Origin of the sequence: Brachyspira hampsonii, from assembly GCF_002214805.1 — a bacterium.
GTDB lineage: Bacteria > Spirochaetota > Brachyspiria > Brachyspirales > Brachyspiraceae > Brachyspira > Brachyspira hampsonii.
Genome location: NZ_CP019914.1, coordinates 1,726,483 through 1,748,152, shown reverse-complemented (window position 1 = coordinate 1,748,152; position 21,670 = coordinate 1,726,483). Strand labels below are relative to the sequence as shown.

At 26.0% G+C, this 21,670-nt stretch carries 17 protein-coding genes and 1 pseudogene; 7 read left to right on the top strand and 11 right to left on the bottom strand.

All coding sequences use genetic code 11. The annotated features are described in order from the left end of the window. Positions 1 to 21 precede the first annotated feature (21 nt). The 11 genes and pseudogenes from BHAMNSH16_RS07450 to BHAMNSH16_RS07400 form a co-directional block, all read right to left on the bottom strand. Positions 22 to 405: a hypothetical protein gene (locus BHAMNSH16_RS07450; protein WP_008728955.1), complete on the bottom strand. Its 384-nt coding sequence runs from the start codon at positions 403 to 405 to the stop codon at positions 22 to 24. A 68-nt stretch (positions 406 to 473) separates the two neighbouring features. After that, positions 474 to 770, bottom strand: coding sequence for a hypothetical protein (locus tag BHAMNSH16_RS07445; RefSeq protein WP_008728954.1), 297 nt, complete (start codon positions 768 to 770; stop codon positions 474 to 476). 662 nt (positions 771 to 1,432) lie between these two features. Further along, the gene (locus BHAMNSH16_RS07440; protein ID WP_008721534.1) at positions 1,433 to 2,476 is read right to left on the bottom strand and encodes a hypothetical protein; all 1,044 of its coding nucleotides are present in this window, start codon (positions 2,474 to 2,476) and stop codon (positions 1,433 to 1,435) included. Between the two features lie 170 nt (positions 2,477 to 2,646). Further along, positions 2,647 to 3,015 carry a hypothetical protein gene (locus tag BHAMNSH16_RS07435; RefSeq protein WP_008726572.1) on the bottom strand — a complete coding sequence of 123 codons (369 nt, stop codon included), beginning with the start codon at positions 3,013 to 3,015 and terminating at the stop codon, positions 2,647 to 2,649. Between the two features lie 61 nt (positions 3,016 to 3,076). After that, on the bottom strand, positions 3,077 to 4,063 hold the full coding sequence (locus BHAMNSH16_RS07430; protein ID WP_008726574.1) for a hypothetical protein: 987 nt from the start codon (positions 4,061 to 4,063) through the stop codon (positions 3,077 to 3,079). Positions 4,064 to 4,895: 832 nt separating this feature from the next. Then, positions 4,896 to 5,525, bottom strand: a complete 630-nt coding sequence (locus tag BHAMNSH16_RS07425; protein WP_232473721.1) for an ImmA/IrrE family metallo-endopeptidase — start codon at positions 5,523 to 5,525, stop codon at positions 4,896 to 4,898. A gap of 5 nt (positions 5,526 to 5,530) precedes the next feature. Continuing rightward, positions 5,531 to 5,773 carry a hypothetical protein gene (locus BHAMNSH16_RS07420; protein WP_008728951.1) on the bottom strand — a complete coding sequence of 81 codons (243 nt, stop codon included), beginning with the start codon at positions 5,771 to 5,773 and terminating at the stop codon, positions 5,531 to 5,533. A gap of 205 nt (positions 5,774 to 5,978) precedes the next feature. Further along, complete coding sequence (locus BHAMNSH16_RS07415) at positions 5,979 to 7,220, bottom strand: hypothetical protein (RefSeq protein ID WP_008728950.1); 1,242 nt, start codon at positions 7,218 to 7,220, stop codon at positions 5,979 to 5,981. A 331-nt stretch (positions 7,221 to 7,551) separates the two neighbouring features. Next, entirely contained in the window at positions 7,552 to 9,051 is a 1,500-nt protein-coding gene (locus tag BHAMNSH16_RS07410) for a DUF2828 family protein (RefSeq protein ID WP_008728948.1), read from the bottom strand. A gap of 373 nt (positions 9,052 to 9,424) precedes the next feature. Then, positions 9,425 to 9,843 (bottom strand): annotated as a pseudogene (locus tag BHAMNSH16_RS07405) (hypothetical protein). 85 nt (positions 9,844 to 9,928) lie between these two features. Further along, on the bottom strand, positions 9,929 to 10,348 hold the full coding sequence (locus BHAMNSH16_RS07400; protein WP_069731935.1) for a hypothetical protein: 420 nt from the start codon (positions 10,346 to 10,348) through the stop codon (positions 9,929 to 9,931). Between the two features lie 310 nt (positions 10,349 to 10,658). Between BHAMNSH16_RS07400 and mnmL the strand changes: the two genes are divergently transcribed. The 7 genes from mnmL (at position 10,659) to BHAMNSH16_RS07365 (ending at position 21,565) form a co-directional block, all read left to right on the top strand. Continuing rightward, entirely contained in the window at positions 10,659 to 11,621 is a 963-nt protein-coding gene (mnmL, locus tag BHAMNSH16_RS07395; protein WP_008728472.1) for a tRNA modification radical SAM protein MnmL/YtqA, read from the top strand. 177 nt (positions 11,622 to 11,798) lie between these two features. Then, positions 11,799 to 12,980, top strand: a complete 1,182-nt coding sequence (locus tag BHAMNSH16_RS07390; RefSeq protein WP_008728471.1) for a dicarboxylate/amino acid:cation symporter — start codon at positions 11,799 to 11,801, stop codon at positions 12,978 to 12,980. A 77-nt stretch (positions 12,981 to 13,057) separates the two neighbouring features. Next, positions 13,058 to 13,465: a hypothetical protein gene (locus tag BHAMNSH16_RS07385; protein ID WP_008728470.1), complete on the top strand. Its 408-nt coding sequence runs from the start codon at positions 13,058 to 13,060 to the stop codon at positions 13,463 to 13,465. Positions 13,466 to 13,721: 256 nt separating this feature from the next. Beyond that, a complete protein-coding gene (locus tag BHAMNSH16_RS07380) occupies positions 13,722 to 16,496 on the top strand; it encodes a hypothetical protein (RefSeq protein WP_008730271.1) in 2,775 nt (924 codons plus the stop codon). 229 nt (positions 16,497 to 16,725) lie between these two features. Continuing rightward, positions 16,726 to 17,091: a hypothetical protein gene (locus BHAMNSH16_RS07375; protein WP_069731934.1), complete on the top strand. Its 366-nt coding sequence runs from the start codon at positions 16,726 to 16,728 to the stop codon at positions 17,089 to 17,091. A gap of 174 nt (positions 17,092 to 17,265) precedes the next feature. Beyond that, on the top strand, positions 17,266 to 20,319 hold the full coding sequence (locus tag BHAMNSH16_RS07370; RefSeq protein ID WP_206193844.1) for a tetratricopeptide repeat protein: 3,054 nt from the start codon (positions 17,266 to 17,268) through the stop codon (positions 20,317 to 20,319). Positions 20,320 to 20,404: 85 nt separating this feature from the next. Beyond that, a complete protein-coding gene (locus BHAMNSH16_RS07365; RefSeq protein WP_008731670.1) occupies positions 20,405 to 21,565 on the top strand; it encodes an iron-containing alcohol dehydrogenase in 1,161 nt (386 codons plus the stop codon). Positions 21,566 to 21,670 lie beyond the last annotated feature (105 nt).

Here is a 21,670-nt window from a genome sequence, read left to right as displayed (position 1 = left end):
TTATTTATTTTTTAGTACGATTTAAGGCTTTTTTATTCGGCCTTCTAAACTAACACTATCATAACTATTTTCACCAACTACAATGCTTGATAAATCTTTTATAGCAAGCTCTTTTAGACGCAGACTTTCTGTACGAATAAAATTTATCAAGTCGCTGTTTGAAACAAAATTAACAGTTAAAAGCCTTGCCGCCTCATAGCATATATAATTTTTTATAGATATGTATGGAAGCCCGTTTTCTTCTGTAGGTTCTGTATAATTCATATTCAAAATCATTCTTCTAAACTGAATAGTATAACTTTTAAGCTGTTCTTCTAAAAAGTCTGTATCAATATCATCATAGTTAAACATTTTAAATATGCTTTTAAAATAATTTATATCAGGCTCGTAAATATATTCCTGCATATTAATTTCCTTTTTTAGTTTTAATGTACTGCCTCAAAATATAATTTAAGACAGCACATAAAAATAAATTAAGCCTCAAGCTCTTTTATCTTATCTTTTAGCTTTCTATTTTCTTCTTTAAGATAATTGATAACATCATCAGGCTTCATCTTCTCTCTTATAAGCTCCTCTGCTTCCTCTTTGCTTATAATCAAAAATGAATCGCTTAAAGATATATTTAAATCGCTTTCAACTATTACCTTGCATCTTCTCTCATGCACATCTCTAAAGAAATATCCAACTCTTGATACAACATAATCATTAGCTTTTATTTCTTTATTAGTAATACTATTTTCTAAAAAAAATAATAAAGATTTCTTTGACATAACGCCTCTTTTTTATAGTAAAACTTTTACTTAAATATTAATTTATTGTAATTATTAAATTCAAATCTTCCTATTATATAAATACAAAATAAATATTTAATTTATATTAAACTTGTTTCAAAACTAAATTTTTTTAACACTAATAGTTTTTTATTTTAGTATTTTTTTATTATATTTGTGGCTTTGCTGCGAAGTACACAGTCGTGCCAAACCCCACTTCTTTTTGACGCTGTCCGCCTGTGGCGTGCCACAAAGAAGCAGGCACAGCCCGCCGCTCTGCGTGCCTTCGGCAGCGAAAGGCTATATATTATACTAAATTTAACAATTTATACCACATGTAATAAATGATTAGTACGATTTAATAATAATTTAAATACTTGCACTTTTTGCAACTTTTTGCGGCGGGAAAAAGTTGAATAAAAATTTACAAACTTAAAATTTTTTAGTATATATTCATAATTTTAATATTTGCAGGGCTTTGCCCACCACTCTGTGTGCTACGCAGCACCCCAGTTCTTTTATTGGTATAAAAGAACCAAAAGAACTGCATTTGACAAAGTCCGCCTCACTATGCGTGCCTTTAGCAAGTAGCAGTTTAAATTTCAGGTATTACCATGATTAATACATATTTTTACAATATAAATTTCTAGAAATTAATTATATTAAGACAAGCTCAAGTCTATTTTACAGAAGCCGTAAGGGTTGGAAGCTACTGTGCATCTCTTTGTTCTTGTTCTCCACAAATTATTGCCCAATATATCAACTTCTCTTATATCATGATTTAAATATACTACCTCTTTTATTGAAGCCATATCAAGTATATTAGATGAAGTTGTAAACATATAAATTGATGAGCCTGTCCATATATCTGTAAGATTTTCTAGCTGATATATTTGATCCACTTCATGATCATCTGCAACTCTGAATGCTGTGCCTACAACAGTTATTCCGCTTGTTACCGCATTAAAAATATCTGGTCTGAATGCTTTATATTTTCCGTTGGCATCATTTCCAATCATTGATATATAATTAGAAAATAATCTGAATAAGCCTTGAAGTTTAATATATACATCTATTGGAATAACTATATAAAGTTTCTGTCCGTTATTTTGAAGCTCCATTCTGTCATTAAATAGATTGCCTCCCACAGCATAATTTAAATATTTAGCCAAATCTATAAATGAAGAGAAGAAATTATCAATATCAGCCTCCGTCCAAGTGCTTATAGGTTTTGCTGTTAAATCAACAGTGTTTGTACTTCCGTAAAGACTTGCATCTGTAACTTTTGCAGCTAGGTTTCTTTCTCTTAAAAGACCTAGTCTTGATACAAGTTTCTGAGCTATATAATTTAAAATCTCTTCACCTGCTTTTTTCTCATCTCTTGAATAAAGTTCATTAATCTCTTCTATTCTGTTAATGTCTATTCCAATATAATATTCTTCAGGCTCCATTTTAAAAACTCTAGCCTCATGTTTAGGATACTCATTAAAAATATTTAAATCCCCCAAAGAAGTACCGCCGTACATGTTTTTGAGATTAAATGCTGTATTATCTAAATCTCCTCCTATAGCTCCCTGAGAAACACCGACAAAAATCTCTGGTATATATTTGCTCACAAAATTAGTCTGCCCCATATATCTAGGCATTTCTTTATTGATAATTGGAAAAAGTTTATTTTGTATATTTTGTAAATTAGGTATGCTCATTTTAAATTAACTCCTACTGTTGTTATGTTCGCCTACGCCTTGAGACTTGCCTTAATAAATTAAGGCATACATCTGTGTCTCTGTGGAAAGGGCTTCGGCTCACTTATTTATTACTATGATAGTCTTGCAGTATTTCTTGAATTGTATACGATGTGAATAAGAAATTAATATCACACAGATTTCAAAAGTATCTCTGCATAATTGCTGCCGCCTCTTATAACTACTCCTACTCCATGTCCGTCTAATGATTTTTTGAATCCTACATCACTAGCTGTTACGATATCTCCTGCTACAACACTTTCAGCTACAACTGCATTTACTATTCCATCATAGCAAACCGATATTGTATTTGCCCTTAATCCAAACTCTTGATAGGAAAAAGCGTCTTCCAAAGCAACGCCTACAAATACACTTCCATCGCTGTAGAGTGAGAAAACGCCTTTTCCATTATCATTTTTTATTGTTACAGGAAAACCTCTTTTTGGTAAATTAGATTCATCACTATGAATACCTGCTTTTATTATAGCCCCTTGTGCCATTATAACTCCTATTATTTATTGCCTACACTAATATAATTCAACAAATTAATTTGCTGTAGCTTTATTTAAAAAGTTTTGCTATTTCACTGTATTTATTTTCTTCGCTTAATGCTGATAAATTAATTTTTTCTCCGCCTCCTACTCCAATAGGTACTAAATCATTTCTTACTATTGACATTATCTCCTCTTTGCTAAGTCCTGCCTTAAAAAGTTTTCTTGCCTTTGCGTATGTAGAGCTTTCTGATTTTGAAGAGCATCTTACAGCATTCTGACTTTCTGCATATTCATTACACCAATCTCCGTAAGTTATAGCCGAAAGATTTAATTCTTTATTATTTGAAGTATTATTAGATAAGTTGGATAAATTATTTAAATCTTTATTATACGCTTTATTATTTTCTTTACTCTCTTTATTGTCTTTTAAATTGTCTTCTCTCAATTTTTCTGCCACAATATCAATAATAATATTTTGAATCTCTTCATCATTTTTAAATAAATAAACTAACTCTTCTCTAGCTTGATTTTCTGTTTCTTTCTCTTCGCTTAATAATTTTTCTAATACACTTTTTAATTTTTGCATGTATCCTCCGTTAATATTATCTTCACTGTTTATAATGGCACTAGCACAAAGCAAATCCACATTACGGCTTGCAGGATATTCCACTGCAGCAACAGCTTTTATCCCGCAATTCTCCCAATAAATAAAATCTTCATCTTCATAAGATTTTTTACCAACCATCTCAATAGAAGGATAAAAAGATTTCTTTTCTGTTATGCTCTCATCAAACCATTCTATAACAGCATAAAGTCCTATAGATTCATTATCTTTTTCTAAACTTACAACTTTTCCAATAGCCTCTCTTTCATCATCTTCTTTATGTCCCTTATAAACAAATATTTCTATAGTGCTTTTTATAAATGAGTTTATAATCTCATCAATATTTTTTTCTGTGATTTTATTAGTTTTTGTTTCAGCAAAAGTATTTTTTGAAAGAGGTATATACTGCTTGAAACTATCTCCTAAAATTTTATATTTCTCTTTAATCATTTTATCTCCTTGATATAAATATTTAATTTAATGATGTTGTTTAATAATTAACTGTCAGAAATTATTTATTATCCATATACATATAGCAAACAGGTATTTTACACGGTAATACTTATTATTTTACAAAGCTAAAAACATGTGCAGTTTAATAATTATAATTATTTAATATTGTTAGCAATCAGAAATTATTTATTGTCTCTATACCTATAACAAAAAATATAAGTGATTATAAGTCATATTTATTTTGTCAATTTTTATATTTTTATAAATCTATTATCAACTTTTTTGCCGCACACGCCAAAGTTTTTATCTTTCAGATACGCTTCGCGAAAAACGCAAGTGCTATTACAATATATACTGGAACGATTTTATTTTGTCAACGGATACACTTTATATAGAATTATCAACTTTTTTGCCGCACAAAAAAGTTGCAAAAAACGCAATTACTAGAACTTTATATTTTAATATATGTATTAAATGTATGGTAACACCTAAAATTTTGACTAAAAATGCAGTTCTTTTGGTTCTTTTATACCAATAAAAGAACTGGGGTGCTGCGTAGCACACAGAGTGGTGGGCAAAGCCCTGCAAATATTTAAAATTAAAAAAAATTAATTTTGACAAACTGTATTTGTTTAGGTATATATAAATGTAATACTCATATATTCAATAAAGATTCAATATATTATTTCTGATAATATTAATTAAACATTATCTGTCTATTTATTATTCCTATATCTATATCAAAAAATATAAGTGATTATAAGTTCATCAAAATAAAAAAGGCTCGGTAAATTAATACCAAGCCTTTTATTAATTTTTTATTCTAAAATTAATTTCCATATTTATTAATTATAGCTTCTCTTAACTTCTTAAATTCAGAAACTCCATCAACTATAAAATCTTCCAATTTACTAATATCTTTATAGAAATTTGATTTATCATATAAAATATAGCACATAATAGTATCCATCAATTCTTCTTCATCTATAGTATCCCAATTTATCTCTACATTTTTTTCTTTTAATATTCTCTCAACTATAATATGAGCTAATTCATGTGCTACAACACATCTTTTTTCAGGTATTGTCATATTTTTGTTTATGATTATTATATCTACATAAGGTTCTTCATCTGGAGACAAAAAACCATAACTACTAATATCCTTTTCTTTTATAAAAATTTTATATAAAGCTATATTTAATATCCTAAAATCTCTATTATTGACAATATCTCCCTGCTTCTCTTTTTCTTTTATATGTTTAATGAAGTCAGATTGTCTATTTTGCAATATAATATTTTCGATAGCACTTTTCCAATGTGATAATAAAGATTTTTCTATATATTTGAGAATCAGATTATCCATAACATTAGATTCTAAATCATCTAATAATTTGTGATATTTAGCAATATTAGTATATCCGCATATATCAGCTATATTTTTCAATCTAAATTTTGACATTTTTGTCAAAACCCTCTATACATTCTAACATCTTCATCTAAAAACATTACCAATATATCATTATATTTTTTCTCTAATGATATATTACCAAAATACTTTATGGCTTTAGAATTACATGCTTTTGTAAGAGCATCTATTTTTGTTTCATAATCATCTTCTTTTATACCCAAAGAATCAAAGTATGCCTCAACTTGTTCTTTTGTAGTGCATCTCTGCAATTCTTCTTTGCTAAAAAGTTTAACTGCCATAAATGCCTCCTTAAATATATTTTAGAGATATCGTAAAATTTGAAATAAATTTATACAAATATAGTATATACAAATTTAAATAATTAGCAATTGCATATACATATAAAAATTTAATCGTATTTAAATATATTTAACATATTATTATATATAATAAGTTCTATTTTACTATTTATTACATCAAATTATCAAAGTTTTTTATTGATATCTACTCTGATTTCTCAATTACAGAATGAGAAACTCTAAAATAATCGCATTCGCCTGAAAGTCTTAAACTTTTAAAATTCAAATCAAAATATCTTTTAATGAAGCTGTTGTTAATATAATTGATTATACCAGAAACAATATCGCTTGCCATAAGAATAGCATTGTCCTGAGTAAGTTCTGCTAATGATTTGGTAGCTCCTTTGTTTAGACCAAGTGCTTTAATGTCTACGCCCTTATTTTTAAATAAAGCTGAAAGCATGCTGTCTCTAAAATTATACCATTCATTAGCATCAATACTTTCGATTTTTTCTATCTTACCATATTTGGAGATAAAAATTCCGCCTCCATTGTTTACGAAATTTCTTATCTCTCGCTCTGCCTCCTTACGCTTTGAATCATTAAGCTCGGTATTTGCTATAAAATTAAAACTATGCTCGCCTATATTCTTTAAATTGCGGTTAAAACTATTATCCATAGATTCTAAAATCTGCCAAAGTGAATATGCACTGTACAAAAAAGGCTTTCCTATAATATCCCCTTCAATGCTTCCATAGCTTGCATAACCTGCTAAGGCTAAATCAAAATCTATATTTATAATGCTCGCTCCATCATCACTATACAAACTATTAAAAATTTCTTTACGGCTTTTTATAATGCTTATACTTTTGATTTCATCACTGTCATTTTCATCAAAATTGAATCTATATATTGAAGAAGGATCATAATATTTAAATCCTCTAAGTCCGTCAAGTCTTCCTTTAAATCCGTAAGCCTTTGCATATACTACTTCAAGTTTAGGAGTAAAAAAACAAAATCCGTAAACCAAAGCATTATAAGTAACATTAACTATTAAGTTTTTAAGTCCGCCAGACCTTTCAAACTGATTTACAAAAAAGTTGTACGCATTATTTACTCTTTCATTATCTTCGCATTCTTTGGGCTTTTCTACAAAATAATCAAAAGAATTAATAACTCCTCTGTAAAACTGAAGTATAGGCTCAAGATAAATAGAACTCTCCATTCTCTTGCAGGTTAATGCCCATTTATGAGGAAATGAAAAATCATCACTTTCATCTCCCCTATTTGATATTACATTTGGAATGCCTGAATTATAGCTGCTTGTCGATATTCTGTTTAATTCATCATTTAATTTTTCTATTTCTCTGTTTTTGTCTTTTAATTTATTATCATATTCTTCAATAATTTTTTCTATTTGTGATTGTTTATTTTCTATATTTTGCATAAATGAAAACCTATTAAAAATTAATCTTTATACTAATAATAAAAAATATAAGTGATTATAAGTTTTATTGTATACATTTGAAAGATATAATTAGTACGATTTAATAATAATTTTAATACTTGCACTTTTTGCAACTTTGAAGAAGTCCACCTATGGTGTGCGGCGGGCTTCGCCAAAAGTTGAATAAAAAAATTGATAAACTTAAAAATTTTCAGTATAAAAAATAAAATCATTAATAGTGTATTAATTCAATATATAAAAAATGGTGGCTGGTGTATTTTTGCAATAACTAAAATTATTACTAATCGTACGTTAAATAGAATTCTATTAATCAATCCTTTATATCAATACTATAATCTTTTAAAGTATCTAATATTAAAAGCATTGACAGTTCATCTTGATTTGTTAAATCATATTTATCTATGTTAATTATATTTTTTATAGCATTCTGACTTCTTCCAGAAACAAATAATACATCATCATTTTTTAAAGCAGGCATTATTCTGCTTAATGAGTTTACATTCCAAAAAATTATTCTAGGAAGTTTGTAATTATTTTTATTAAATATTTCTTTCCAATATTCAAAGTTAGTTTTATTTGTAAGTTCGCATTGATTAAACTCCATATCAGAAATTATTATTATATATTTAGGAAGCTCTTCCTCTGGAACATGATTTTTGATAGCAGTATTAAGCAAGGCTTTAAATACAGAATCGATATTTGTACTCATATTAACAGATGACCTTAAAACATAATCAACTACATCAACAATATTATTTATATTTGATATGTCATGCATTTTTGAATCTCCGCAGAAATCTATAAAATGATTATGAAATGCAGACTTATTTAACTGTGCTATATATATTGCCAAAGCTACAGAACATATTAAAGGCTCACCATTCAAAGCCATTCCCATACTTCCAGATACATCACATGCCACTATTGCATTTAAATTATTATCTCCAAAAATGTTTGGAAGATTTTTCCAAGTTAAATCAAATTCTTCTCTTCTTGATTTTATATCTTCTTCGGAATAGTCTAAAATCTCTCTTATAACATCAAATGGAGTTAAGACGCTTGTATTTAATTTTACTTTTCCTAGTTTTACATCTTCAAAAAATTGTTTGTATCTTTCTTCATCATTTCTAATAAATGCTTTAGAGTATTTTCTCATAGCAAGAGAAGGAACAGATGAATAATTAAATGTATAATCTTTTTCTCTTAAATTATTTTCTACTATTTTTATTTTATTTCTTAAAGAAGATAAAGTTTTTCTATATTCTTTAGTATTTATATTTAAAAGTTTTATTAATTCTTTTGCAATGTTTCTTGTATTTTGTGATGATGTATTTTCACTAGGAAGCCATTTAGCAAGAAGTGAAAGATTATCAGCCGTTTTGTCTTTTTCTAATTGTTCTAATATTATATTTTTTGTAAAGTCATAAATATTTTTATTTTCTCTATTCTCATACCATATATAAATAATATCGTCCCATCTTCCAAGCTCAGGTATAGTTTTTAAGATTTCTATTGCTGTTAGAGTATGATTTTGCCTAATCATAATATTTATATATTTTCTAAAAACTTCCCTCTCGCCAATACCTTTTCTTATATCTCTCAAATACATTATACATTTAGCTGTAAGTTCAGGACTTTCTCTCCAAGCGTCTATAAAATATTTTAATAATTCATCGTCTGTTTTTAGTCTGCTTGCTCCCATAGCAGCAAATAAATCTATTACACCGCTTAATGATGAAATATTAGTATCAGCAAAATTTTGAGTATAATTTTTATTAAAAGAGGTTTTAAGCAAATCTAAAAAAGACATAAAATTAATTCTCCATAATAAAAAGTTCTATAATAAAAAATATTCTATGCCTATAATCAAATAAGCATAGAATAAAAAACTAGACACGATATACACCATTAAAAATGGCTAAAGGATTTGAACCTTTTTACTACCATAAAATAAAATTGCTGTTCGTGTCTAAAAAATAAAAAACTAGATTCCACTTAATCCAGATTGTGGCTTAAATATATTGCTGTTGGAATCTATTTTTCATTATATTACTGATTATTAATTTTGTCAATCTTTTAGATGGAGTATGCAGATTATAAACTATTTCATTAGTTTTTTATCTCAATACTATAATCTTTCAAAATATCTAATATTAAAAGCATTGATAATAACAGCAATACAGCTATCTATTTTTATTTACAATATAAAGTCCGAAATAAATTATTGGCAATCCTATAACAATGCTTAATATATAAGAAATACTATCAGAAATCGGAAGTTTTATATTTTTTGGTTCATCAGGATCATACCATAAAGGCAATTCATCCCCTACTTTTCTAAATGGATAATGACTTCTTAAAGTAGCATATAATGTTCCATGATTATCAGCTTCATAACTTATTACCATTGAATTTTTATATCTAATTTTTCCAGATTCATATACCCTTTTTTTATACCGAACTCTTCAACTACTCCTACAGTATGAATATAATTTTTTGTATCAATAAAAGAAAACAATCCCCTTACACCATCTAAAGTTAAAACTATTCCTACAAAAAATATTAATATTTTTGTTATAATTAAAAATCTTTTTTTATACATTATTAGAACTCCAATATTTTTTAATAATATGTATACTTAATTATAAAACTAAAAATATAAACTTTATATAATAACAGCAATACAGCTATCTATTTTTATTTACAATATAAAGTCCAAAATAAATTATTGGCAATCCTATAATAATGCTTAATATATAAGAAATACTATCAGAAAGCGGAAGTTTTATATTTTTTGGTTCATCAGGATCATACCATAAAGGCAATTCATCGTCTACTTTTCTAAATGGATAATTACTTCTTAAAGTAGCATATAATGTTCCATGATTATCAGCTTCATATCTTATTACCATTACCTTTTTATATCCAGTTTTTCTAGGGTTATATACTATTTTTCTTCTATCTAACTCTTCAACTACTCCCACAGTATGAATATAATTTCTTGTATTAATAAAGGAAAAGAATCCTACTACCCCATCAAAAGTTAAAAATATTCCTACAGAACATACTAATATTTTTTCTATAATTGAAATTTTTCTTCTACTCATTATTACCCACACACTATTTTTTAATAATTTTAATAATATATGAAATTTAAAACAATATTAATTTTTCATTAAAATAGTTTAGCCTTCACTTTAATTTGCAACACTTTTATGATGGTTAACTCTTTTGTTATTGCTTTAATAAACACATTGTATTCTGAAATACATTTATCAAAAAAACTAAAAATACTTTTTATTTATAAAAACTATTTACTACATAAATTTATATCAGGATTCTAACATATAAAAACTAAAAATCAATATACATTATAATGCTTTCAGTTTTGAAAATTTATGCTATACTAAAAGAAGTATGCAAAACAAAGATAATAAACAAAACAATAAAAATTACTATTCATTTTCTGATTATGTTAAAAATAAATTCGGAGTGAAAGTAGGAAAAATTTCTATAGATACAGATTTCGGCTGTGCCCATAAAGCTAATGAAGGCGGATGCAGATTCTGTAATTTAAATAGCTATAAACCTCCTTATGTAGCAGAAGAAGATATTAATAATCAATGGATTAACGGATTAAAAAACTATAAAGAAAGATATAAAAAATTCTACGGATACTTTCAGCTAGGTACACCATTATCACAGTTAGCTTCTAAAGAATCTTTAAAATATGCTAATAAATTAGTGCATTTTGATGAATGCGTTGGGCTAATGTTCGGAGCTAGAAGCGATATGCTTGAAGATGATGTGCTAAAAGAACTTAGTGAGTTATCTTATTCATCTGGTAAAGAAATTTGGCTTGAAATGGGACTTCAGTCTTCAAATGATGAAACTTCCAAATTTATTAATAGAGGTCATGATTATAAATCTTTTGCTGAAATGGTAAATCATATAAAAACAAATTATAGTAATATCATAATATGCACTCATATAATATTCGGACTGCCTAAAAAAATTAATAATAAAGTAATAGAATTAGAAAGCAGAGATGATATGATAAAAACTGTTAAAGATGTATCGGCTTTACAAATTGATGCTGTAAAATTTCATCAGCTTGATATAGTAAAAGGCTCTTATTTTGAGAATATGTATAGAGATTATGAGTTCCCTACTTTAGATGAAGATTTTTATATAGATTTAATAAGCGATGCAATTTCTTTTACGAGATCTAATACTATAATAGTTCGTTTAATGGGAGACAGTTTGGGAGATAGTTTGATAGCCCCTAAATGGACAAAATCAAAAGGCGAAATAATAAATCTAATAACAAAAAAGATGAAAGAGAAAAATATAGTTCAGGGTATAAATAGTAATATTTAAAAATACGGCAGGAATAAAAAAATAGCTACTGCAGCTTTATGGCTGTATTTACACTCTTTTTAATAAAGATAATTTTCAAATGTATTTTTAATTTTAATAAATAGTAAATTTTATTTGCAAATGTATATAAATTGAATATACTATTTTTTTTATAACATAAATTTTAAGGATATTTTTATGGAAGAGCTAGAACCAAAAGGAAAAAAAGACTATTTATTAATAAAGCTTTTACTAGGCATAGCATTAGGTATTATAATAGGTATGGTATGTAATGAAGCTGTAATTAATGTAATACAGTCTATCAAATATGTACTTAATCAAGTAATATCATTTATGGTTCCATTAATAGTATTAGGATTTATTGCCCCTGCTATTACTAGAATGGGAAGCAAAGCAAATAAGATGTTAGGAGTAATACTTGCCTTAGCATATTTTTCTTCAGTAGGTGCTGCTTTATTTGCTGCTATTGCAGGATATATAATAATTCCTAATTTAAATATAGCTTCAAATGTTGCAGGAGGTAAAGAACTTCCTGAAATAATATTTAAATTAGATATTAACCCAATATTTCCGGTAATAACTGCATTATTCTTGGCTATATGTGGCGGGGTGGCCGTTATCAAAACTAAATCAAAATATTTTGAAAATCTATTAGATGAACTTAATAATATAATATTATTTTTAGTAAATAATGTTGTAGTACCAATATTACCATTTTATATAGGGACTACTTTTGCCACTTTATCCTATGAGGGTACTATAATTAAAAGTGTGCCTGTATTTCTAATAATTATAATCATAGCAATAATAGGACATTTTATATGGCTTACTTTTTTATATTCTATAGCCGGAATTGTATCAAAGAAAAATCCGGCAAGAGTATTTAAACATTACGGACCTGCATATTTTACTGCAGTTGGTACTATGTCATCAGCGGCAACTTTACCTGTAGCTTTGAAATGTGCAAGTAAATCTGATGCTTTAGACAAAGATATTGTGAACTTTGCAATACCTATGGGAGCAACTATACATTTATGCGGCTCAGTACTTACAGAAACTTTCTTTGTTATGACTATATCTAAAATATTATACGGACATTTACCTGACATTGGCACCATGATTTTATTCATTATATTACTTGGCATATTTGCTGTTGGAGCTCCGGGAGTACCGGGAGGAACAGTTGTCGCTTCTTTGGGAATAATAATTTCTGTTTTAGGCTTTAATGATGATGGTACTGCTTTAATACTTGCTATATTTGCATTACAGGACAGTTTCGGTACTGCATGTAATGTTACAGGAGACGGTGCTTTAGCTTTAATACTTCAGGGTATATTTAAAAAAGATGGTACAAGTTAAATTATAAGATATTCTTCTATCTTTTTATAAAAATAAGCAGGCTTAATTTAAAGTTTGCTTATATTTAATTTAAATTAATGCTTATGGATAAAAAAATATATAGAATAATAATTTTTATTGCAGGAATATTTTTATTTGCAGGCGGAATAATAGGGATTTTTTCTATTTTTATTGGTACAAAAAATTATATACATACAGTATGCATAGTAGAACAATATAATAGCAAAAAGGTATATAAACACAGAAAAATAAGATATGAAAACACAATGGTAATAAGTTATGATACTGATAAATACGGAAAATTATACACTACTTTAAAAAGCTATTATCATTTTAGAAAAGTAGGAGATAAATTAATATTATGGTATAACCATGAAAAACCAAGAGATATAAAACTTCCTTTTTCTGAATGTATTCTTTATACTTTATTTATACTTTTTGGATTAATATTTATTTCTTTATATATTATTACTATAAAAAAATAATTTTGTATTATAAATATTTTTATTAAAGATATAATTTCATAATACACACGGTAAACAAACAGCAGGCGAAGTTATTTTAATAAAAAATAATATCGGAGTTTTAATAATGACTATACTAATGTTGTTATGTAAACTTTATTTTTTAAGGTTATGCAATCTAATATTTTTTATTTATTCAATTTTTTTTAATTATAATTAAGATATATATAACAGTTTATTGCAAAAATACTAAACTATAATATACTATCATTTATTTATGAAAAAAACTGTTTTATTTTTTGCTTTAATTCTTATTATGGCGGCTAATCTTTACCCTCAAGTTTTCAAACCGTTTAGAAAATTATATACTATACAAACAGAAAAATTTGAAATAATCTTTCCTATAGAGTCCAGGAGAACAGCTGAGAATCTGGCAAAAGTAGCTGATGATATATACTATAAATATTCTAAAATTTTAAATAGCACAGTAAGAGGAAAAATACCTATAACTATAACTCCAGACTTTAATATATTTAATTCGGAAGCAATGATAATACCATATTCAGCTCTTATTCTATATGATACTAATATGGATGAAAATTTCACTAGCTATAATAATAACTTTGAAACAGTATTTATACATGAACTTACTCATTTACTAACTATGGCTTCGGAAAATACGGGACTTGCAACTAAGGTAATGGGAAATTGGGCTTCTTTTGTACATCTTAATGCTATGCCTTTTATGATAGAGGGGGCTCCTGTAAGTATGGAAAGTTTTACAGGATTTGGAAGAGCTAATGACCCGATTATTAAACAGAGATTAAGACAGGATATATTTGAAGGCAATTTTAGAACACCAATTCAAACATCTTACTTATGGAATAAAAGACCTTATGGAGATATATATTATGAATACGGCGGACTTTTCTCAAAATATATTCAGGATAGATTTGGAATGGAGAAATATAATGAGTTTTGGAAAAAAATGCAAACTAGTCTCAGCTTTTCATTTCTTATTTATAACTCTGGAGTTTACGGAGCTTTTAAAAAAGTATATGGTATAAAATTTACTGAAATATGGTCTGACTTTCAAAACTATTTGGTACTTACAGATATTAATCCAAGCGAAGAATTGAGAGTAAATGAGAAAGAAACTTTTATTAATGATATTGCTTCATACAATGATACTTTATACTATATAGACGGAGATATTGGAGCATTATATTCTTATAAAGAAAAAAGAAATAATCAAAACAATAAAAAAGATTTGAAACTTGAGTTTTTAATAGACCAAAGCTCTGAAAGCTTGGATATATCAAAAGACGGAAGCAATGCCTTGATAGTATCATATATGTATAACGGAGGACTTTATAAATACATTATAAAAGAATATGATTTAAATAAAAAAATAAGAACTAAAAGAAAATGGTTTGATATTCAGTATGCAAGATATTTTAGAAATGGGATTATAGGAATATCAAAAGATTTGCATAACTCTATTTTAGTGTATATAAATGAAAATAATGAAAAAGAAATTTTATTACAAGCCAATGATAATTTCGGATACGGTTTTCCTGCGGTTATTGATGATAATAATATAGCATTGATAGTTACAGAAAATGGAATAAAACATATAGCAATATTTAATTATAATAATAAAACATTAAGATATATTGATACAAAAGATAATACTTTAAACTATGTAAGATATTTAAGGTATTCAAATAATAAACTTCTTTTTTCATACAATAATAATGACAGATTTTACAAGCTAGGTGAAATTGATTTAAACAATAACAGCATTAAGCTATACACAAAAGACTATTCAGGAGGGGTATTTTCTGCTGTATATGCAGGAGAAAATATTTATTATAAAGGAAGATTTTCAGAATTTGACATGCTTATGAAGTATACAGATAATTCATCTACAACAAAAAATTTCACATACACTGATAAGACAATAAACAAATATGAATTTACTCCTCAAATGGAGATTGGAAATTATAATTCTTTTAAATATTTTAAGCCTTGGGCTATGTGGGTGCCTCTGCCTCAGATGAGTGATAGTTTTCCTTTTCTTGTAAACGGACTTGGAATACTGTCTGTAGTTGCCTCTCCTTCTGCAAATGATTTGGCTTTAATATGGCTTGGATATGATATACCTTCTAATTTTCTGCAAACAGAATTAACAGTTACATCTTTTAGTATGCTTTATCCTTTATATTTCGGGTTTAAAAGCGATGTAGTATATTCTAAATACAATTATTGGAGATTAAATACATACATTTCCATGAAGTTTTTAATTAATACAGAAAGTGATAAAGTGCATTTCTTATTAGAACCTACAATTTCAGGAGCTTTATTTTCAGAATTTGTTAATCCTCAAACTAATACATCATCAGCATTTACTTGGAAATATTCTTCATATACTGTTAATGTTTCATTAAAAGCATCAATGATATTCAGAGTGCAAACCGACAAACCATACAGAGATGATTTAGTTAATCTTACAGTTATTCCTACATACTCTATTAAATACAATAAATTTGCAATAGATTTCAGTACAAAGTTTCAAACAAGATATGTTCCTATAAGAGCAAGTTTTTATGGTTCTTATGCATTCGCTACAAATACAGCATTTGATGGAAACTCTACAGTATTCGGAGTAAGAGAGGTAAGTGCTCCTGAGGAATTTTATGCTTATGTAAAAAATAAAAAATATAAATCAAATTATTTTTTAGGCGGTGATGTTGAACTTTTAGGTTATTTAAGTTCCCATTTTAATTTAAGTCATATATATTTTGATAATTTTTTCGCTTCGATTTCATATAGATTTGCTTATTACTCAAAAGAATATATGCATTCTGCAGCTTTAAAAGTAGGATTTGATGCGAGCATTCCTGTATCAGGTTATCAAAATATTGTAACAGGAGAGCCTTATATATTATTAGCTTTAAGACTTCCTACAACTTTAGATAAAAATACAATAGTAAATTATCCTACTTTAAACGATTTATATGTAGGTTTCGGATTTCAGATGTCTTGGTAATTAATTCTATAAACCTAATAAAGACTTGGGTGGGCGTTAATAAGTTAAATAAAAATAAAAAAGAAAATAAATATTATAATTCATATTAAAGTATCGAGCTTAGAGGGTGGGAATTAAAACAAAGCAAAAAATTTACAAATTTTATTGTCCTGAGTTAAAATATTTGGAAACTTTTAATCATGTCATTCGTCTAATTACTATATATTAAAATTGGTGTTAGGAGAAAACTATGAAACGCGTTATTCTAGTTGTATTTATTACAGTTGTATTATCTGTATCATTATTCGCTGAAAGAAAAAATTATTATTGTAGTAATGAACCTTATACTTACTTTATATACAATGAAAATTCTCTTACCAAAGAACAATTATATAAAATAATGGAATTAAAAAAAGAATATCAGCCTAAAATATTAGAACTAAGAAAAAGAATATATTTAGAAAGAACTAAAATAAATTCAGAAATGTATAAAAAAAATCCTGATGAACTTATTATTAATAATTCTATAAATTTAAATATAAAGTATGCTAAAGAATTAAGAAATATAACCAATGATTTTTTTAAAAAATATAATGAAATAAAAAACAATAAATAATTCATACATAAACAAAACTAAGTATTATAAAAAGGAGAGATAATCAATCTCTTCTTTTTTTATATAAAATTATTTTTTATGTTTAAATAAATTGTTTTTACATATATAATATAATTGTTAATTTTATAATTTATAAAAAATTGAAAGAATAAAACAAAAATAGAAAATTACAATATGAATTATTATAATTTTATTCATAATATGAAAGCAGATTCAGGACTTTCATTTCTTAAAAAACTCAATTTTGAAACATTGGAAGATAATGATTCATTTTTTTATGATTTAACTGAAAAACTAAAAAATGATAAAAAGCTAAATATTAAATATAATGATACTGCAATACTTCCACTGCTTGTAGATTCTTATATAGATGAATGTGCTTATAACGGCGATAATGAAAGTTTTGAAAATGTTATAGGAAGCATAAATTCAATACTTATAAAAAACAGCGGTAATTTATACGCTAGAAATAAGGCAGCATTTTTATATTATACTAAATATATTTATGATTATGATGATATTTATTATGACATAGCATCAGATCATATAGAAAGAATAATTCATCATAATAATGAAATTAGTCATTTTATTTTAGCAATATTAAATCATTTTAAATACACAATAACTAAAAATAATGAATATTTTAATAAAGCATTAGAATCTTACAAGGAAGTATTAAATTTAATAGGCAGTGATATAAATTTAAGCTATAATATTTTTTCACTCTATAAATGTAAGTATTCAAATGCAGAAAAAGAAAAACATTTTAATATTGCGGCAGAGGAATATTTAAAAATATTAGATTTTGATAATGATAATATATTCGCCTTAGAGCATATATCTAAATTATATAAAGATCAATTTCTTCTTACTAAAAATCCTGACTATTATTTGCTTTCTATAAATTATTATATAGATTTATACTACACATATAATGATATTGATATTTTACTTAATGTAGGCTTTTTACATACTATTATGTTTAAGTATAGTAAATACATACATTTTTCTGACGATGCTGTTTCTGTTTTAAAAAAAATAGAAGAAGTTAATAATTCTAATAATATATTATATCCTCTTTTAGGATATATTTACTGTATGAGATATAGTTTAACTAAGAATAGCGAAGACTTTTCTTCTGCTATGAATTATTACAATGAAGCTAAAAATTCAGATAATAATGCATATTATTTTATAGCACACATTTATATTTTATGCTATAAAAATACAAAAGATGAATTATATTTTAATGCTTCTATGTCGGCATTCAATCATTTGGATACAGATGATACAGATATATTAAATTCTATTGCCTACTTATATGAATGCCGATTTTCAATAACTAAAAATAAAGATGATTTTGATAATTCTTTATTTTATTATAATAAAGCTCTTGCCATAGACCCCGATTATTTTTATACATATATTAATAGATTTGAACTATACAGATTGGCATTTTTATATTTTGATGATGTGAATTATTTTAAATTTGTTATTAATGATTATGAAACTTTATTAAATGAAGGACAATTAGATAATGATAATGTATTAAATTATTATATGAATTATAACTTGGGATGCTTTTATCATTTTTTATATAGTAATAGTTTGAGAGATAATTTTTCATGCTATGATAATAATTTAAGAGATGAATTTTTCAGTAAATCATTATTATTTTTCAGCCATTCAAATTCACTCATTGCTATAAGCGATCTTTATAGGCTTAGATATATTGAAGATCATAACAGCGATAAATACTTTAATTTATCTCTATCATATATAGAAAAGCATTTTAATAATTTCAGATATGATATAAAAAATTTATCTCAGAAAGCTATACTCTATTATGAGGCATACAAAGTAAAAAAGGATATAAAATATTTTAATACTGCTTTGGAAAATTTTAATTATGCTTTAGAAATAAATGAATATGATAAAACATTATATTATAATCTGGCACTTCTTTATCATTTGCAATTATTAGAAAGCAGTTTTGAGAATTATCAATCAGCTGAAAAAAATTATCTTAAAGCTATTGATATTGACAGTACATATTATACTGCATTTGAGAATTTGGGATTTTTGTATAATAATCTCTACAGTAATTATAATGTTGAAGAAATTTTTAATAATAGTTTATCCTGCTTTGAAACTGTACTATATAATAATAAAAAATCATTAATATCATTAGAAGGATTAGCTGATATATATCATTTAAAAATTTCTAATAATACTTTTGATAAAGAAACTAAATATGAATATATTATGCAATCTTTAGATTATTATAATTCAGCTTTAGATAATGGTGCAGGTATAGATATTATTTATAAAAAAATTGGAAATATCTATTTTATATTATTCAGCGAATATGATGACAAAATCATTATAAATGATTATTTTGATAAATATATCAATCTTATGCATGAAAATAGAATTCTTGCAAATAAATATTTATTTATTTTAAATAATGTTATGTATGATATTCATAAAAATAATAAATATCTTATAAAGGCTAGTAAATGTCTTAGCAGCTTGAATATAGATATATTTTCTATAAGGTTATGCATTGATTTTTTTAAACATTTATTTTTTATTACCAAAAGAATAAAATATGCTTTATTTTCATTATTTTATTTGGAATATATAATTAATATAGAAAAAAATAATATAGATTATTATTTTGATATGGGAATGATGCATTATCAAATATTTCTTAAAACTAAAAATTATGAATATGCTGTAAACTCTTTTCACTGCTACAGCAGAGTTTTGGATATAAACTCTAAATATCCTAAATGCAATTATAATAGAGCATTAATATTAAAGCATTTATTTGAAAAAACTTCAAAAATGTATTTTATAGAAAATGCTTTTGATAATCTGATTTCTTCTGTTAATCTTGGAAATGTAGAAGCATATTCGCTTATGGGAGATATATATTTACTCTTATATAAAAAACAAAAACCAGATGAAGAATATTTAGACAGAGCTATATATAATTATAATCTGTCTATAGAAAATAATTATTACGGCAGGAATAATTATGAAGTTTATTTTAGTTTAGGGATATGCTATTATTTTAAATATAAAAAACATAGAAAAGTAAATGAGTATTTTAATAATTCTTTAAACTATTATAAAAAAGCATTGAGTATAAATAAAAAAAATATAAAAATAAAAAGATTTATTAAATATCTTCAAATAATTAAAAAAATTCCCCATTCATAATCATAATAAATTAATTTGATTTAAATAAATTATAGGTATATAATAGTAAACATAATATATTGATTTTATTATAAGGGGTAGTAATATGAATTTTAATTTTTATATGCCTAGTAAAGTAATATTTGGATGCGGTTCATTAGAAAAGCTGCATAAACAAAAATTACCAGGCAAAAAAGCATTAATAGTTACAGGCGGTACATCCGTAAAAAAATACGGATATTTAAAAAGATTGGAAGAACAATTAGATAAAGCAAATGTAAATCATGTTCTATTTGACAAAATACTTCCTAATCCAATTAAAGATCATGTAATGGAAGGTGCTGCTTTGGCTAAAAAAGAAAACTGTGATTTTGTTATAGGAATAGGCGGCGGAAGCAGTATGGATTCTTCAAAATCTATTGCTATAATGGCGACAAATGACGGAGATTATTGGGATTATATATCCGGAGGTACAGGTAAAGGTAAGCCTATACCAAATGATCCTTTACCAATAGTGGCAATAACTACAACTGCTGGTACAGGAACAGAAGCAGATCCTTGGACTGTTATTACAAATGGAAATGAAAAAATAGGATTCGGATATGAAAAAACTTACCCTTATCTTTCTATAGTAGATCCTGAACTTATGAAAACAGTTCCGCCAAAACTTACAGCTTATCAAGGTTTTGATGCATTATTCCACAGTACAGAAGGTTATATAAATAAAATAGCTAGCGAAATGAGTGATTTATTTGCTTTAAAGGCTATAGAACTTATAGGAAAAAGTTTAGCAGATGCTGTTAAAGACGGAAACAATATGGAAGCCAGAGAGAATGTTGCTATGGCTAATACTTTATCCGGTATAGTGGAAAGCACTTCAAGCTGTACTTCTGAACATTCTATGGAACATGCTATGAGTGCTTATTATCCTAAACTCGAACATGGGGCAGGACTTATCATTATTAGTAAAGAATATTATACAGTTATTGCTAATTCACATGACTGCGATGAAAAAATGATTAATATGGCTAAGGCTTTGGGTAAAAAAGATGCAAGTAAAGCTATGGATTTTGTTGATGCATTAGTTGATTTACAAAAAGCATGCGGAGTTGATAATTTGAAGCTTTCAGATTATGGAATGAAAAAAGAAGATTTGCCAGCTATAGCTAAAAATGCTAAATTTGCTATGGGTGGATTATTTGAATGTGATCCTCACAATTTTACAGATGAAGAAGTTTTAAGTGTTTTAGAAAAATCTTATAAATAATTTTATATATTAATTTTATAAATAAAGAAAAGCTATAGTTATTTTACTATAGCTTTTGTTTTGCAATTATATTATAATTTTTTTATAAAATAGATTGTATTTTTT

What these genes read in the sequence shown, in the direction of transcription:
- BHAMNSH16_RS07375 (WP_069731934.1), top strand. Translation starts at nt 16,726, where the DNA reads ATGAAACGCGTTATTCTAGTTGTATTTATTACAGTTGTATTATCTGTA.
- BHAMNSH16_RS07410 (WP_008728948.1), bottom strand. Translation starts at nt 9,051, where the DNA reads ATGTCTTTTTTAGATTTGCTTAAAACCTCTTTTAATAAAAATTATACT.
- BHAMNSH16_RS07425 (WP_232473721.1), bottom strand. Translation starts at nt 5,525, where the DNA reads ATGTCAAAATTTAGATTGAAAAATATAGCTGATATATGCGGATATACT.
- BHAMNSH16_RS07380 (WP_008730271.1), top strand. Translation starts at nt 13,722, where the DNA reads ATGAAAAAAACTGTTTTATTTTTTGCTTTAATTCTTATTATGGCGGCT.
- BHAMNSH16_RS07415 (WP_008728950.1), bottom strand. Translation starts at nt 7,220, where the DNA reads ATGCAAAATATAGAAAATAAACAATCACAAATAGAAAAAATTATTGAA.
- BHAMNSH16_RS07440 (WP_008721534.1), bottom strand. Translation starts at nt 2,476, where the DNA reads ATGAGCATACCTAATTTACAAAATATACAAAATAAACTTTTTCCAATT.
- BHAMNSH16_RS07430 (WP_008726574.1), bottom strand. Translation starts at nt 4,063, where the DNA reads ATGATTAAAGAGAAATATAAAATTTTAGGAGATAGTTTCAAGCAGTAT.
- BHAMNSH16_RS07385 (WP_008728470.1), top strand. Translation starts at nt 13,058, where the DNA reads ATGCTTATGGATAAAAAAATATATAGAATAATAATTTTTATTGCAGGA.
- BHAMNSH16_RS07370 (WP_206193844.1), top strand. Translation starts at nt 17,266, where the DNA reads ATGAATTATTATAATTTTATTCATAATATGAAAGCAGATTCAGGACTT.
- BHAMNSH16_RS07450 (WP_008728955.1), bottom strand. Translation starts at nt 405, where the DNA reads ATGCAGGAATATATTTACGAGCCTGATATAAATTATTTTAAAAGCATA.
- BHAMNSH16_RS07400 (WP_069731935.1), bottom strand. Translation starts at nt 10,348, where the DNA reads ATGAGTAGAAGAAAAATTTCAATTATAGAAAAAATATTAGTATGTTCT.
- BHAMNSH16_RS07445 (WP_008728954.1), bottom strand. Translation starts at nt 770, where the DNA reads ATGTCAAAGAAATCTTTATTATTTTTTTTAGAAAATAGTATTACTAAT.
- BHAMNSH16_RS07435 (WP_008726572.1), bottom strand. Translation starts at nt 3,015, where the DNA reads ATGGCACAAGGGGCTATAATAAAAGCAGGTATTCATAGTGATGAATCT.
- mnmL (WP_008728472.1), top strand. Translation starts at nt 10,659, where the DNA reads ATGCAAAACAAAGATAATAAACAAAACAATAAAAATTACTATTCATTT.
- BHAMNSH16_RS07420 (WP_008728951.1), bottom strand. Translation starts at nt 5,773, where the DNA reads ATGGCAGTTAAACTTTTTAGCAAAGAAGAATTGCAGAGATGCACTACA.
- BHAMNSH16_RS07365 (WP_008731670.1), top strand. Translation starts at nt 20,405, where the DNA reads ATGAATTTTAATTTTTATATGCCTAGTAAAGTAATATTTGGATGCGGT.
- BHAMNSH16_RS07390 (WP_008728471.1), top strand. Translation starts at nt 11,799, where the DNA reads ATGGAAGAGCTAGAACCAAAAGGAAAAAAAGACTATTTATTAATAAAG.